This is a genomic window from Streptococcus sp. 27098_8_51 (genome assembly GCF_041432205.1).
Taxonomy (GTDB): Bacteria; Bacillota; Bacilli; order Lactobacillales; family Streptococcaceae; genus Streptococcus.
Genome location: NZ_JAPVZE010000016.1, coordinates 14,399 through 30,443 on the forward strand (window position 1 = coordinate 14,399; position 16,045 = coordinate 30,443).

General features: G+C 35.1%; 12 protein-coding genes and 3 tRNA genes. 10 read left to right on the plus strand and 5 right to left on the minus strand.

All coding sequences use genetic code 11. The annotated features are described in order from the left end of the window. Positions 1 to 152: 152 nt before the first annotated feature. Positions 153 to 911 (minus strand): ParB/RepB/Spo0J family partition protein, encoded by a 759-nt coding sequence (locus O3622_RS08850; RefSeq protein ID WP_000410363.1) that lies wholly within the window; start codon positions 909 to 911, stop codon positions 153 to 155. A gap of 57 nt (positions 912 to 968) precedes the next feature. Continuing rightward, on the minus strand, positions 969 to 2,165 hold the full coding sequence (locus O3622_RS08855) for a S1C family serine protease (RefSeq protein ID WP_000681800.1): 1,197 nt from the start codon (positions 2,163 to 2,165) through the stop codon (positions 969 to 971). A 185-nt stretch (positions 2,166 to 2,350) separates the two neighbouring features. Between O3622_RS08855 and rlmH the strand changes: the two genes are divergently transcribed. The 7 genes from rlmH (at position 2,351) to O3622_RS08890 (ending at position 5,528) form a co-directional block, all read left to right on the plus strand. Next, positions 2,351 to 2,830, plus strand: coding sequence for a 23S rRNA (pseudouridine(1915)-N(3))-methyltransferase RlmH (rlmH, locus tag O3622_RS08860; protein ID WP_000694220.1), 480 nt, complete (start codon positions 2,351 to 2,353; stop codon positions 2,828 to 2,830). A 43-nt stretch (positions 2,831 to 2,873) separates the two neighbouring features. Beyond that, positions 2,874 to 2,947, plus strand: a tRNA-Arg gene (locus O3622_RS08865). A 164-nt stretch (positions 2,948 to 3,111) separates the two neighbouring features. Further along, positions 3,112 to 3,237, plus strand: coding sequence for a competence-stimulating peptide ComC (gene comC, locus O3622_RS08870; protein ID WP_008282505.1), 126 nt, complete (start codon positions 3,112 to 3,114; stop codon positions 3,235 to 3,237). A 20-nt stretch (positions 3,238 to 3,257) separates the two neighbouring features. Then, the gene (gene comD / locus O3622_RS08875) at positions 3,258 to 4,577 is read left to right on the plus strand and encodes a competence system sensor histidine kinase ComD (protein ID WP_000054555.1); all 1,320 of its coding nucleotides are present in this window, start codon (positions 3,258 to 3,260) and stop codon (positions 4,575 to 4,577) included. After that, the gene (comE, locus tag O3622_RS08880) at positions 4,574 to 5,326 is read left to right on the plus strand and encodes a competence system response regulator transcription factor ComE (RefSeq protein WP_000866079.1); all 753 of its coding nucleotides are present in this window, start codon (positions 4,574 to 4,576) and stop codon (positions 5,324 to 5,326) included. The genes comD and comE overlap by 4 nt, the downstream gene beginning before the upstream one ends. A gap of 51 nt (positions 5,327 to 5,377) precedes the next feature. Further along, a tRNA-Glu gene (locus O3622_RS08885) sits at positions 5,378 to 5,449 on the plus strand. Between the two features lie 5 nt (positions 5,450 to 5,454). Further along, positions 5,455 to 5,528 (plus strand) — tRNA-Asn (locus tag O3622_RS08890). 35 nt (positions 5,529 to 5,563) lie between these two features. Here the strand turns inward: O3622_RS08890 and O3622_RS08895 are convergent. Continuing rightward, positions 5,564 to 6,106, minus strand: coding sequence for a TetR/AcrR family transcriptional regulator (locus O3622_RS08895; protein ID WP_000665080.1), 543 nt, complete (start codon positions 6,104 to 6,106; stop codon positions 5,564 to 5,566). Positions 6,107 to 6,235: 129 nt separating this feature from the next. On the opposite strand from O3622_RS08895, the gene O3622_RS08900 reads away from it, so the two are divergent. Further along, on the plus strand, positions 6,236 to 8,890 hold the full coding sequence (locus O3622_RS08900; protein ID WP_000472067.1) for a YhgE/Pip domain-containing protein: 2,655 nt from the start codon (positions 6,236 to 6,238) through the stop codon (positions 8,888 to 8,890). Positions 8,891 to 8,911: 21 nt separating this feature from the next. Here the strand turns inward: O3622_RS08900 and O3622_RS08905 are convergent, their stop codons facing one another. Beyond that, positions 8,912 to 11,464, minus strand: a complete 2,553-nt coding sequence (locus O3622_RS08905) for a YfhO family protein (RefSeq protein ID WP_371607359.1) — start codon at positions 11,462 to 11,464, stop codon at positions 8,912 to 8,914. Positions 11,465 to 11,525: 61 nt separating this feature from the next. Next, a complete protein-coding gene (locus O3622_RS08910; protein WP_000958788.1) occupies positions 11,526 to 13,148 on the minus strand; it encodes an ATP-binding cassette domain-containing protein in 1,623 nt (540 codons plus the stop codon). 195 nt (positions 13,149 to 13,343) lie between these two features. Between O3622_RS08910 and trpS the strand changes: the two genes are divergently transcribed. Continuing rightward, positions 13,344 to 14,369 carry a tryptophan--tRNA ligase gene (trpS, locus tag O3622_RS08915; RefSeq protein ID WP_371607360.1) on the plus strand — a complete coding sequence of 342 codons (1,026 nt, stop codon included), beginning with the start codon at positions 13,344 to 13,346 and terminating at the stop codon, positions 14,367 to 14,369. 162 nt (positions 14,370 to 14,531) lie between these two features. After that, the gene (gene guaB, locus O3622_RS08920; RefSeq protein ID WP_000073416.1) at positions 14,532 to 16,010 is read left to right on the plus strand and encodes an IMP dehydrogenase; all 1,479 of its coding nucleotides are present in this window, start codon (positions 14,532 to 14,534) and stop codon (positions 16,008 to 16,010) included. The last annotated feature ends 35 nt before the right edge of the window (positions 16,011 to 16,045 follow it).

Here is a 16,045-nt window from a genome sequence, read left to right on the forward strand (position 1 = left end):
AGGATTTTTCCACAGATTGGGGAAAAGAATCCACAATGTTAGCAGTATTTATCCACAGGTTGGGGATAAATAAGAAAATCCTTGATTTAGTAGGCTTTTTGATAAAAAAATTGGTGGATAAATTTGTGAGTTGAGAAAATAAAAGAACAGCCTTATTTCAGGCTGTTAATAATTCTATCGTATTCTTCTTGACTTGAAAAGGAGATAATAATCTTTCCAGTATCTTTTTTTGAAAGTTTAATTTCTACACTTAAACCGAGTAGTTTTTTTAATTTATCTTCTTCGTCTTTGATGAAAGAATCATTTTTTAGTTGCTTCTTGTGTTTTTTCTCTGTAAGAAGTGATTCTAGCTTTCTCACAGAGATGTCTTCATTTTTAATTAGTTGGAAGAAATAGTCTTGCTGCTCTTTGTCCAAACCAACTAGTGAACGTGCATGCGCTTGAGAAATTTTTCCATTTTCTACTTCAGTTAAGATATATTCTGGTAGGGAAAGCAAACGAATAAAATTAGTGATATAAGGACGAGATTTCCCCATTTTATCTGCTATCTCAGTGTGAGTAAATCCTTTTTCTACTAAAGATTCGTAGGCGCGTGCTTCTTCAACAGGATTTAAATTTTCTCTCTGCAAATTCTCAATGATAGACTGAATCATCATTTCCTGATCTGAGAGGTGCTTTACAACGGCTGGAATAGAAGTAAGACCAGCTAAGAGAGAAGCCCGATATCGTCTCTCTCCTGCAAGGATTTCATAACCAATTACAGGAGATTGACGAACGATGATTGGTTGGATGAGCCCATTTTCTTTGATTGACTGAGCCAATTCCTTTAATTTTTCTACATCAAATTCTTTTCGAGGTTGGTAAGGATTCTTTTGTATTTCAGAGATAGAAATCATTTCAAATTTTTCCATGATTCTACACTAACATATCTTTTACTTTCTGTAAAGTTTTCTTTACACTGATGTCAATTAAGACTCTAAATCACTAGAATTCTTATCTAGTTTAATTGAGGTTGTTTCCTCCTTACCGTTACGGTAGTAGGTTACTTTGATAGTATCTCCGATAGCATGATTGTAAAGAGCATGTTGTAGGTCTGTTGATGAGGCAATCTCTTTGTCATCAACTTTGGTAATGACATCATATTTTTGAAGATGTCCATTTGCTGGCATATTGTTTTGAACAGATCGAACAACTACACCTGAAGTGAGACCACTTGGAATGTTAAGTTTTCTAAGATCACTAGCTCCAACATTTGATAGATTAACCATTTGAATTCCAAGAGCAGGACGAGTTACTTTACCATCACTTTCAAGCTGTTTAATGATATTTTGTGCATCGTTTGAAGGAATTGCAAAACCAAGACCTTCTACAGATGTTCCACCATTACTTGCAATTTTACTTGATGTAATACCAATTACTTGTCCTTGAATGTTTACAAGTGGACCACCAGAGTTACCAGGGTTAATGGCTGTATCTGTTTGAATGGCTTTTGTTGAAATAGCTTGACCATCTTCAGATTTTAGAGAAACATTTCGATTAAGACTTGAAATAATCCCCTGTGTAACTGTATTAGCATATTCTGAACCTAGAGGACTACCGATAGCAATCGCTGTTTCTCCAACACTAAGTTGACTTGAATCCCCAAATTCTGCCACTGTTGTAACTTTTTCTGAAGAAATTTTAACGACAGCAATATCAGAGAAGGTATCAGATCCGACAATTTCACCAGGAACCTTGGTACCATCTGCTAAGCGGATATCAACTTTTGAAGCTCCATTGATAACGTGAGTATTAGTTACAAGATAGGCATCTTTATCATCCTTTTTATAGATGACACCTGATCCCTCACTTGCGATTTGTTGATTGTCTGAATCAGAGTTAGTGTCATCAGCATTAAATACACTACTTTGTCTACTGCTAGAAGAAGAATAAGTAATGATTGAGACAACAGCATCCTTAACTTTATTTACTGCTTGAGTGGTTGAATTTTCATTTTTATAGGATGTTTGAGTGACAGTGCCAGAATTATTATTCGTAGCTTGATTTCCTTGTTTTTGATAAAGTTGCAATGTTACGAAACTTCCTAAGGCACCACTTAAAAATCCGATTAGAATGATTGCAAGAACTTTAACTCCTTTTTTGTAAAATTTTTGTAAGTGTTTCATAAACGCCTCCGTTTGTTATTTATTTACTCAGATTATAAAACTATTAACTTAATCCAAACTTAAAAGCTTAAAGTTTTACACAAGTTGTGGATAACTTACTTTATTCTGTGAATTCACTAGTAATTTTGAATGATTTTTGTGTGTATAAGATGTGAAATGAAGTGTGGATATGATAGAATAGAAGAATGAAAATAAAAATTGTAACAGTGGGAAAATTAAAAGAAAAATACCTTAAAGATGGTATTGCTGAATATACCAAACGAATTTCACGTTTCGCCAAATTAGAAATGATTGAGCTCACTGATGAGAAGACACCTGACAAAGCCAGTGAATTAGAAAATCAAAAAATCTTGGAAACAGAAGGTGAAAGAATTCTTTCTAAGGTTGGAGAAAGAGACTTTGTCGTTGTACTAGCCATTGAAGGAAAAACACTCTCCTCAGAGGAATTGAGTAAGCAACTAGAGCAAGCTTCTATAAAAGGCTACTCAACGCTTACTTTTATCATTGGAGGAAGTTTGGGTCTAGCTCCTGTTGTAAAAAATAGGGCCAATCTTTCTGTCAGTTTTGGACGTCTGACATTACCACATCAGTTAATGAGATTAGTTTTAGTTGAACAAATTTACCGTGCTTTTACAATTCAACAGGGTTCTCCTTACCACAAATAGAAGATTGACTTAGCTCTTGTTTTTTGATAGAATGGTCATGTTAGGTCTCATAGCTCAGCTGGATAGAGCATTCGCCTTCTAAGCGAACGGTCGCAGGTTCGAATCCTGCTGGGATCAATTTTAGATGCGAAGCTGGGATAAATCCCAGCTTTTTTCTTAAAAAAGTGCGTTTCAGGTGCAAAAATGTACAGTTGGGAAGAATTTTTTCTTACATGGTCTTCATTTTGTATAATAGATGTGTAAGTTAACTTACAAGAAAAAATAATACAGGAGATTTCATTATGAAAAATACAGTAAAGTTGGAACAATTTAAAGAAGTAACAGAGGCAGAATTGCAGGAGATTCGAGGTGGAGATAAAAGACTACCTTACTTTTTTAAACATCTTTTTTCAAATAGGACAAAGTAGTAATATTATAGGGTGATAGGATGAGTTTATTAGGATTTGGAATAGTTATTCTTCATATTTTTATTTTAACAATAAGCTATGAATTAATTTGTAAAGTAACTAAAAAAGAAAGATATTTATTTATAGCTTGTATATTTGTATATCAGTCTGTAGCTGAATTTTTCTTTGACTTTATTTCATTAGCTGGGTTAGGGATTGAAAAGTTTATATTTCCTTTTATTCTATATACTTCTATAGTAGTTTTAAAGAAGTATGATAAGCATAAAGGAATGTTTATCAGTTTACTATTGTCTTTATTATATCATAGTACACATACTTTTTTATCAGTAACCCTATCCTCTATAACAGGTGATGCTTTTGTGATAGAACATGAAGTGATGTTTTATTTAGGAGTACTATTACTAACATATTTTATTATTAAAAAAATTATTACTTATTTCCATTTAGAACTTACTTATTTTGATAAAGATTATCTGTACCCTTTTTTAAAAAAAGTAATAGTTGCTTTCTTTGGTTTGCATATTTTATTGTTTATTTCAGATATAGTAAGTACAACTCATCATTTAAATAGCTTCGGAAGTATTTTATCAACCATTGTTTTTATTTGCTTGTTATTGATTTTCTTTGCAATGAATTCTCACAAGGTTCAAATTGAAAAAGAGATTGCTCTAAAACAAAAGAAATTTGAACAAAAGCATTTACAGACTTATACTGATGAAATTGTGGAGTTGTATAATGAAATTCGAGGTTTTCGTCATGACTATGCAGGGATGCTTGTTAGCATGCAAATGGCGATTGACAGTGGAGATTTACAAGAAATTAACAGGGTTTACAATGAAGTCTTAGTAAAAGCAAATCAGAAATTGAGGTCAGAAAAATATACTTACTTTGATTTAAATAATATAGAAGATTCTGCTTTACGAAGTTTAATTGCTCAATCGATTGTCTATGCACGAAAAAATGATGTAGAGTTTACATTGGAAGTAAAGGATATCATTACTAGACTGTCAATAGATTTACTTGATCTTGTTCGTATCATGAGCATTTTATTAAACAATGCTGTTGAAGGTGCTGCAGATAGTTATTTGAAACAAATGGAAGTTGCAGTCATTAAAATGGATTTTGAAACAGTTATAGTTATCCAGAATTCATGCAAAATCACTATGACGCCTTCAGAGGATTTATTTGCCTTAGGTTTCTCTACCAAGGGAAGAAATAGAGGTCTAGGACTTAATAATGTCAAGGAGATTTTAGATAAGTATGACAACATTATTTTAGAAACAGAGATGGAAGACAACACATTTAGACAAATTATTAGATTTAAGAGGGAATTCGAATGAAAGTATTAATTTTAGAAGATGTTATTGAACATCAAGTGAGACTAGAGAGAATATTAAATGAAATCTCGGAAGAATCGAATATTCCTATTTCATATAAGACAACAGGAAAAGTTCGTGAGTTTAAGGAATATATCGAAAATGATGAAGTAAATCAGCTTTATTTCCTAGATATCGATATTCATGGAATCGAGAAAAAAGGCTTTGAAGTGGCTCAGTTTATCCGTCATCACAATCCTTATGCTATTATTGTCTTTATTACCAGTCGATCTGAATTTGCTACCTTAACTTACAAATACCAGGTATCAGCTCTAGATTTTGTAGACAAAGACATCAATGATGAATTGTTCAAAAAACGTATCGAGCAGAGTATTTTTTACACTAAGAGTATGCTGCTTGAAAACGAAGATGTTGTAGACTATTTTGATTACAACTATAAGGGAAATGATTTGAAAATTCCTTACCATGACATTTTGTATATCGAAACCACAGGAGTTTCTCATAAACTTCGGATTATTGGTAAGAATTTTGCTAAAGAATTCTATGGAACTATGACAGATATTCAGGAAAAGGACAAACATACCCAGCGATTTTATTGCTCCCATAAATCTTTCCTTGTCAATGTGGGAAATGTGAGAGAAATTGATCGAAAGAATTTAGAAGTTGTCTTTTATGAAGATCATCGTTGCCCGATTACCCGTTTGAAAGTTCGCAAACTAAAAGATATTCTAGAGAAAAAATCTAAAAAGTGATTGACAATTAGTAAGAAATTGATATAATGGTTATATCTGCTACAGATAGATGGTCCGTTGGTCAAGGGGTTAAGACACCGCCTTTTCACGGCGGTAACACGGGTTCGAATCCCGTACGGACTATTTTATCCGCCATAGCTCAGTTGGTAGTAGCGCATGACTGTTAATCATGATGTCGTAGGTTCGAGTCCTACTGGCGGAGTCAGATAAAAAAAAGAACACCAATGGTGTTCTTTTTTAGTTGACATCACCTAACATTTTCATAAGGAAGTCTGTCATTTCTTGCGGACTTTCTTTTTTTCCGTGAGCAATCCAAGTCTGGCAAACACCAAATAGGGCATTTGTTAGATAAATACTGCTGTATTCTAATTCTATTGGAGTGAGTTGTAATTTCATAAAGCGTTTCTGAAGGTCGGTGCTAAGCATAATGTGAAGCTTATTTCTCAAGAAATTTTGGATTTCTTTTGTCCCATTTTCAGATAAGAGTGCAGCCAAGAGTGGCTCAGACTCTAAATATTCAAATACTTCTAAAATAGCATCTCTTTTGTGATGAGCATGTTTTTGGAAAATATACTCAAAGGTATGAAATAGCTTACTTTGGTAGAGTTCAATCATATCATACTTATCCTTGTAGTGAGTGTAAAAGCTGGAACGACTAATTCCGGCTTTTTCTGCTAACTTGACAGTAGAAATTTGATCAAAGGGCTGGTCCATCAATAATTGAACCATGGCATTTTCGATAATTCGTTTTGTTTTTAAACGTTTGTTACTTTCTTTCATAATTCCTCCTTGTAAACAAAAATAGACTATGTGTCTAAAAAAAATATTTTTTACCTTGTAATTTAGATTTTTTGATGTATAATCTATTATATCAAAATTTTAGACAATATGTGTAAAAAAGGAGGAAACATGTTTAAAGAATGGAAAGCAATATTTAAAAAACCGACCTTTATCATTGTAATGATAGGGATTTCTCTCATTCCAGCTTTATACAACATTATATTTTTATCGTCCATGTGGGATCCATATGGTCAAGTATCGGAGTTACCTGTGGCAGTTGTCAATAAAGATAAGGAAGCTTCTTATAATGGACAGACAATGAGAATTGGTGAAGACATGGTGTCTAATTTAAAAGAAAATAAGGCTTTAGATTTTCACTTTGTTAATGAAGAGGAAGGGGAAAAAGGACTAGAAGATGGTGACTACTACATGGTAGTGACTTTACCAAGTGATCTATCTGAAAAAGCTACTTCTATCCTAACGAATCATCCTGAACAGATGCAGATTGATTATCAGACGTCAAGTGGGCATAGCTTTATTGCAAGTAAGATGAGTGATTCTGCAATGACACAATTAAAACAAACCGTCTCTACTAATGTTACTGAAACGTACACTAAGGCTTTATTTCAAAAAATGAATGATTTGAAGTCTGGAATAAATAAGGCAGCTGAAGGAAGTGAACAATTAGCTAATGGAGCCGATCAGTTGGTGACGGGAAGTCAAACATTGACAACAAATCTTAATACTCTAGCTAACTCAAGTGTAACTTTTTCAAATGGAGCGGATCAATTTACAAAAGGCTTATCTAGCTATGTGTCTGCTATAGAGCAATTACATATTGGTTTAGGAACTTTTAATAGTGGTTTACAAAGTTATACAAATGCTGTCTCACAAGTTGACACTGGACTTGGTCAATTAGCTTCAAAAACTCCTGAGTTGGTGACAGGTGTAAATCAGCTAAATACAGGTATAAAGTCTTATACAGGTGGCGTTTCACAACTGGATACAGGTCTCAATCAATTTTCAGTTGGTGTAAATGCTTATACAAATAGTGTGAAAGAACTTTCTAACGGAACAAGTCAATTATCCAATCAATCAGATACACTAAGAGATGGAATGGAGCAATTAAATACTGGTATTAAAGAAATTTCAAGCCAATTAGAGTCCTCATCTCAACAAAATGAAGAAATAGCGCAATTGGCAACAAGCTTAGGAGAACTAAATAAAACACTACAAGCTCTTACAATATCAGATAATACTCAACTGAAAAGTACATTGTCAGAAGCTTTGCCAAATCTAACAACTCTTGCTCAGGATATTGTGACCAAAAGTCAGACAGAACAAGAGAAAACTCTTGCAAACCTTCAATCAACAGCTACTTATCAATCTCTTACAGAGGAACAAAAGAAAGAACTGACAGAAGCTATTTCTAAAAATTCTAATTCTACTATTGAGTCGGCAAAAACAATTTTAATGACAGTAGGAGGATTAAAAGAAAGTATAGAGAATTCAGAACAACAAGTATCTAATCTATCTGATGTGCAGACGAAAGCAAATCAACTCTTACCTGCAGCATCTAGCTCCTTGACAACATTGTCAAATGGATTTACAACATTACAAACTTCTGTAAATAATCAGTTAGTTCCTGGAAGTCAGTCAATTGAAAAAGGTGTTGTAAACTATACTAAAGGACTGGATACTATTTCTATTGGTGCTAATCAACTAAGTGAAAAGAATACAAGTTTAACAACTAGTCTAGATAAATTAGTTTCTGGATTAAGTAAGTTGACAGAAAATACATCAACCTTGACAGCTGGAGTAGATGCGTTAGCTGGAAAAGCTCCAGAATTAGTATCAGGTATAGAAAGTTTGTCATCTGGTTCTGCTCAATTGAACAATAAGAGCCCAGAGCTGATAGCAGGTCTTACTACATTACAATTTGGCTCTGGTCAATTAACAGATAAATCAACACAGTTACTTTCTGCAGCATCTCAACTAGGAAGTGGCGCTATGAAGATTGCAGATGGTGCTGGAAAACTAGCAGATGGTGGAACAACCTTAACCTCTAGTCTTGAAGATTTACAGACAGGAGTTGATTCATTAGGACAAGGATTAGGTAATGCAAATACTCAACTTAAATCAGCTTCGACAGAATCTAAAAATGCAGAAACATTATCTGAACCTCTAGTTCTCTCAAAAACAGACAATGACCAAGTCCCTGTAAATGGGATTGCTATGGCTCCTTATATGATATCAGTTGCTCTTTTTGTTGCTGCTATATCTACCAATATGATTTTTGCTAAGTTGCCTTCTGGACGTCATCCAGAGAGTCGTTGGGCTTGGTTGAAGTCTCGCTCTGAAATAAATGGGATTATAGCTGTCTTAGCAGGTGTTTTAGTTTATGGAGGTGTCCATCTTATTGGATTGACTGCGAACCATGAGATGAGGACCTTGATTCTAATTATAATCACAAGTTTAGCTTTCATGTCTATGGTGACAGCTTTAACAACTTGGAATAGCCGTATTGGAGCTTTCTTCTCTCTTATTTTACTTTTATTACAGTTAGCATCAAGTGCAGGGACCTATCCCCTTGCTTTAACAAATGATTTCTTTAAGGGTGTCAATCCTTGGTTACCAATGAGTTACTCTGTATCAGGTTTACGACAAACAATCTCTATGACAGGAAATATTCATCACCAAGTGATTTTCCTTATTATAACACTAGTTTTCTTTGCTGCTTTAGGTATGCTAGCTTATCAACCTAAGAAAATGGAAGAAGATTAAAAAGATTGACCAATTCCTTGGTCAATCTTTTTCTGTCTTAGATAAATTTCGTCTGTGATTATAGATCCCAAAAAGAAGAAGGGCAGTTAGTGAGCAGGCTGCTCCAATAACAAAACCATTGGGGATAAAGGAAAGTGTAATGGTGCCTTTTCCCTTTGGAACATCAACTTTCATAAAACCAGTTTGAGCCTGCTTGATTTCAAGTTTTTTCCCATCCTGGTATGCAGACCAACCTTTGTCATAAGGAATAGTGAAGAAAATAGAGGTATCTTGTTTGACTTCATATGTAGCAAAGACTTTATTTTTAGAGGTGGATACTTCTACAGGTTGTTCTTTAATTTTTTGGATTGCTTCAGTTAGGGCCTGAGTATCTAAACGATAGAAGGTTGGAGCTTCAAATGACACCTGAGAATTTCCAGGGAAACTAACACTGATATTGAAAGTTTTTTGTTCTTCAGTATAACCTAAATTAAAGAAATTAAATGCATTGTCAGTTGTAAAAGTCTTTTTTTCTCCATTGACAATGATGTCAACTTTCTTTTGCTTATCGTTTGTAAAATGAAGATTTGAAAAAGAGAGATAGACTTGACTATTTTGAGGAACCTCAATTTGATAATCAATCTTTGCATCTTCATTCGCAGAACCTGTGATGCTGGTTAAACCATCTGAAGTATCTGTTTTACCAGATGCTATTTGGGAGAAGTAATCTAAGTTGAGATTAGCAAGCTGGTTTATAAATAAAGCCTGATTATCTAGAGTGTGATTGTTAAAGTTTACATCTGTGTAAATAGATTGAGTGGCAAAGGCAATGGGTAAAGAGAGTTGATTTTTATATAAGGTTAAATGATCCTTTTGATAAATCTCTTGAAAGCCATACTTATCAAGTGAAGTTTCAGAAATATTGTACTGGATTCCAAATAAACTGTCTGCTAAAAGACTGTTATTTACATAACGGAGATTGAGGTTGGTTCCAGAGGATTTGAATCCCAGTTTATCCAAACTAGTGCTAGCTGAGCGATTTCGTACAGACGAAAATTGAGAGATTCCATTGTAGTTAAATTTCATACTGTCATTTCCAGTCTGAATTTGCAGTTTTTCAGTACGTGTAAATGGATTGTCAATTTGGTTTAGAATGGATTCCATAGCGGTGATATCTCTATTATAGGCGCTACGAGAAGCGAAGGCCCATTCTTTAGCTATTCCTTCCATTTGAGATGAAGCATTTAAGCTTATCTCAACTGTTATAAATAAAGACAAAAGAATTGCAAATAGATTTATAGAGATAAATTTTCTAATGACTGCAAGAAGTAAAAGAGCATAAACTAGTAGAAATTCAAGAGTGAGCAGGATATTCAAATCAGTTAAAAAAGAATAGTGTGATTTAAAATAGACAGTAGCCAAAAATCCTGTTAGTACAAGAAAAAGTGAGACAAATAGATTCCATAGCTTCAGTTCTTTCAGACGATTTAATACTTCTGCTGCAGTATAAATTAACAGAGTGGAAAAAATCCAAGCATAGCGATGCAAAAACATATTTGGGGTATGCATCCCCTGCCAAAATAAATCAAGTGCTTCTATGTAAAAGCTTGTTATTAAAAAAGTAAAGAAAATTGCATAGGTAAGTTTCACGTGAAACTTTATGGATTTTATTGTGAAAAATAGAATGGTTAAAATAAAGGGAAGCAATCCAACAAAAATCATTGGTATAGATCCATACTTAGTTGTATCAAAAGATCCAATGAATTGTTTTGCAAAAATATCCAAATACCAGCTACTATCTGTCTTTAATTTTGTGATAGCAGTCAACTTCTCTCCATGAGTTTGTAAATCAAACAGTGTAGGAAGAGTCATAATCAAACTAGCCATTCCAGCTAAAAAGGAGGTAACAACAAAATCAAGAAAAGATGATTTTCGAGTTTTAAAGTCCCAAGAAATTTGGCAGAGATACCAGAAAATAAGAAACAATACTGTCATATACCCAAAATAATAATTTTGAATAAATAAGATTGACAAACTTGTAAAGTATAGTAGGCGCTTCTTTTGTGTTATAAGTAGGTATAAACCAGTTATAATTAAAGGAATCAAGATAAAAACATCTAGCCAGATTTTTATCTCTAACTGACTAACGGTAAAGCTCATTAGAGCATAGGAAGTAGATAAGGCAAGTTTTAAAAATTTTGGGATATCTTTAAATAATCTAGTCAAACTAAAGAAGGTTGACAGACCAATCAATCCAAATTTTAAGAGAGTGGTCAGATAAACAGCATCTGGCATATTCGACAGATTAAAAAAGTAAACCAGAGGTGAGAGAAAACTACCCAAGTAATAACTAGATAGAGCATAGAAATTCAGTCCGAGGCCACTTGTAAAGGTGTAAAACAAACTACCATTTCCATGTAAAATATTTCGTAAAGCCACATCAAAAATAACGTATTGATGGAAACCATCTCCTAATAGTGGAGATGAATCGCTATTCCAGTAGATACCTTGAGTTAGGTATACTCCAGTCATAATTACTAAAGGAATGATGAAAGAAACAAAATAGGTCCAATATGTTTTAAAAAATGATTTCATGTTACCTCGTAGAATGATAGAAAACTCAGTTGGTTACCCCAACTGAGTTTTGAAGTCTTATTTAGTCTTTCCAAAGTTCTTTAACTTTTGCTTGTACTTCTGCATTTTCTAGGAATTCATCATAGGTTTCATCGATACGATCAATGACGCCATTTTTAGACAAAACAATGATATGGTTTGCCAAAGTTTGGATAAACTCGTGGTCATGACTGGCAAAGATGATTGATTCTTTAAAGTTTTTCAATCCATCGTTCAAGCTTGAGATAGATTCCAAGTCCAAGTGATTTGTTGGATCATCAAGTACAAGGACATTTGATTTCAAGAGCATGAGTTTTGAAAGCATGACACGTACTTTTTCTCCCCCTGACAAGACGTTTACAGGTTTGTTAACCTCATCTCCAGAAAAGAGCATACGACCAAGGAAACCACGTAGGAAGGTATTGTCATCTTCTTCTTTACTTGCAAATTGACGCAACCAGTCAAGGATTGACTCTCCTCCTGCAAAATCAGCCGAGTTGTCTTTTGGCAAGTAAGAACGGCTAGTAGTAACTCCCCACTTGACAGTTCCTTCATAGTCGATGTCATCCATGATTGCACGAATTAATGCAGTCGTTTGGATGTCATTTTGTCCAATAAGAGCTGTCTTATCACCTGGACGCAAGATGAAACTAATATTGTCTAGGATAGTTTCGCCATCAATCTTTACAGTTAGATTTTCTACTGTCAAGAGATCATTACCAATCTCACGTTCTGCTTTAAAGTTGATAAATGGATATTTACGACTAGATGGCACAATCTCTTCTAATTCAATCTTGTCAAGCATTTTTTTACGAGACGTTGCTTGTCTTGACTTAGAAGCGTTGGCAGAGAAGCGAGCAACGAATTCTTGCAATTGCTTAATTTTTTCTTCTGCCTTGGCATTACGGTCTGCTAGCAATTTAGCAGCAAGCTCAGAAGATTCCTTCCAGAAGTCGTAGTTTCCGACATAGAGTTTGATTTTTCCAAAGTCAAGGTCGGCCATATGAGTACACACTTTGTTTAAGAAGTGACGGTCGTGGGATACTACGATAACGGTGTTATCAAAATCAATCAAGAAGTCTTCTAACCAAGTAATCGATTGGATATCTAAACCATTGGTTGGTTCGTCCAAAAGAAGAACATCAGGTTTACCAAATAAGGCTTTAGCAAGGAGAACCTTCACTTTTTCACCATTGGCCAATTCGCTCATGTTTTGATAGTGCAATTCTTCTGGAATGTTTAGGTTTTGAAGTAGTTGAGACGCTTCACTTTCTGCTTCCCAACCTCCAAGTTCAGCAAATTCACCTTCGAGTTCGGCTGCACGAACACCATCTTCATCTGAAAAATCTTCCTTCATGTAAATGGCGTCTTTTTCTTTCATGATGTTGTAAAGTTTTTCATTTCCCATAATGACAACATCAATAACTCGCTCATCTTCATAGTCAAAATGATTTTGACGGAGAACAGAGAGACGTTCATCTGGACCAAGAGAGATGTGACCAGTTGTTGGCTCGATATCACCAGCTAAGATTTTTAAGAATGTAGACTTCCCAGCACCATTAGCACCAATCAATCCGTATGTATTTCCTTCTGTAAATTTGATATTGACATCATCAAAAAGTTTGCGATCACTAAAACGTAGTGAAACATCAGATACTGTAAGCAATGTTTTTCTCCTATAATATGTAATATATTTATTCTACTAGAAAAGAGAGAAATATTCAAATTTTTGTTTGTCAATTTTATGTCAATTAAATTTACAGGTTTATTTACAAAGAGTTAGTCGTTTGATTTAAATAATTTTCTGTTATTTTAACAAAAAAATGCTATAATTGAAGAGACCATTTCGAAGGAGAAAAAAATGACGAAACCCATTATTTTAACAGGAGATCGCCCAACAGGAAAACTGCATATTGGACATTATGTTGGGAGTCTTAAAAATAGAGTATTACTGCAGGAAGAAGACAAGTATGAGATGTTTGTTTTTTTGGCGGACCAACAAGCATTGACAGATCACGCCAAAGATCCTCAAACGATTGTAGAATCGATTGGGAATGTTGCCTTGGATTATTTAGCAGTTGGATTGGATCCAAGTAAATCAACTATCTTTATTCAAAGCCAGATTCCAGAGTTGGCTGAGCTGTCTATGTACTATATGAATTTGGTATCACTAGCTCGTTTGGAACGGAATCCGACAGTAAAAACAGAGATTGCTCAAAAAGGGTTTGGAGAAAGTATTCCGACAGGATTTTTGGTTTATCCGATTGCGCAAGCAGCAGATATTACTGCCTTCAAGGCTAATTATGTTCCTGTTGGGACAGATCAGAAACCAATGATTGAGCAAACTCGTGAGATTGTTCGTTCCTTTAATCATGCTTATAATTGTGAGGTCTTGGTAGAGCCGGAAGGTATTTATCCAGAAAATGAGAGAGCAGGACGTTTGCCTGGTTTAGATGGAAATGCTAAAATGTCTAAATCCCTTAATAATGGTATTTATCTAGCTGATGATGCGGATACGTTGCGTAAAAAAGTCATGAGTATGTATACTGATCCGGATCATATTCGAGTGGAGGATCCAGGTAAGATTGAAGGAAATATGGTTTTCCATTATCTAGACGTGTTTGGTCGTCCAGAAGATGCTCAAGAAATTGCGAATATGAAAGAACATTATCAACGTGGTGGTCTTGGTGATGTGAAGACGAAACGTTATCTACTTGAAATATTAGAACGCGAACTTGGTCCTATTCGTGAGCGCCGTATCGAATTTGCTAAGGATATGGGAGAAGTGTACAATATGCTTCAAAAAGGTAGTGAGAAAGCGCGTGAGGTTGCGGGGCAAACTCTATCTGAAGTTAAGGGAGCAATGGGACTAAATTATTTTAAATAATAGATAAAATATGAAACGTAAAACTATCTCTTCCATAGGATCACAGGGATAGTTTTTTTATGATTTCTACCATAAATATAATTGACAAATTTTCATAGAATGGTATGATAGATACAATACAAAAAGAGTCAAGCTCAAAAAGAAAGAAAAGAGGAAACTTCAATGTCTAATTGGGATACTAAATTTTTAAAAAAAGGTTTTACCTTTGATGATGTATTGCTCATTCCAGCAGAAAGTCATGTGTTGCCTAATGATGCAGATTTAACAACAAAATTGGCAGATAATCTGACTTTAAATATCCCAATTATAACAGCCGCCATGGATACAGTCACAGAAAGTCAAATGGCTATTGCCATTGCTCGTGCGGGTGGTCTTGGAGTAATCCATAAAAATATGTCTATTGCGCAACAGGCAGATGAAGTTCGCAAGGTAAAACGTTCTGAAAATGGTGTTATTATTGATCCATTCTTCTTGACTCCAGAACACACTATTGCTGAAGCAGATGAACTGATGGGACGTTACCGTATCAGTGGTGTTCCAGTTGTGGAGACACTTGAAAATCGTAAATTGGTTGGTATTCTAACAAACCGAGATCTTCGCTTTATTTCAGATTACAATCAGCCAATCTCAAACCATATGACCAGTGAAAATCTTGTTACTGCTCCTGTTGGTACAGATCTTGCAACAGCTGAAAGTATTCTTCAAGAACACCGTATTGAAAAACTTCCTTTGGTTGATGAAGAAGGTCGTCTTTCTGGCTTGATTACTATTAAAGATATCGAAAAAGTAATTGAATTTCCTAATGCAGCAAAAGATGAGTTTGGTCGTCTTCTAGTTGCTGGTGCAGTAGGTGTTACTTCAGATACATTTGAACGTGCAGAGGCTCTTTTTGAAGCAGGAGCGGATGCGATTGTTATTGATACTGCACATGGTCATTCTGCAGGTGTCTTGCGTAAAATTGCTGAGATTCGTGCTCACTTCCCAGACCGCACTTTGATTGCGGGTAATATTGCCACTGCAGAAGGTGCGCGTGCTCTTTATGATGCAGGTGTAGATGTTGTCAAAGTCGGTATCGGACCAGGTTCTATTTGTACCACTCGCGTGATTGCAGGGGTTGGTGTTCCACAAGTGACAGCAATCTATGATGCGGCAGCAGTTGCGCGCGAATATGGAAAAACGATTATTGCTGATGGTGGAATCAAGTACTCTGGAGATATCGTGAAAGCCCTTGCTGCAGGTGGAAATGCAGTTATGCTTGGTTCAATGTTTGCTGGAACAGACGAAGCACCAGGTGAAACGGAAATCTTCCAAGGACGTAAGTTTAAGACCTACCGTGGTATGGGATCAATCGCTGCAATGAAGAAAGGTTCAAGTGACCGTTACTTCCAAGGTTCTGTCAATGAAGCAAACAAACTTGTTCCAGAAGGAATTGAAGGACGTGTTGCCTATAAAGGCGCAGCAGCTGATATTGTCTTCCAAATGATTGGTGGTATTCGCTCTGGTATGGGTTACTGTGGTGCAGCTAACCTTAAAGAATTACACGACAACGCTCAATTTATTGAAATGTCTGGGGCTGGTCTAAAAGAAAGTCATCCTCATGATGTACAAATCACTAATGAGGCACCAAACTACTCCATGTAAGTAGTAAAAAAGAACTCCTGATTTTCAGGAGTTCT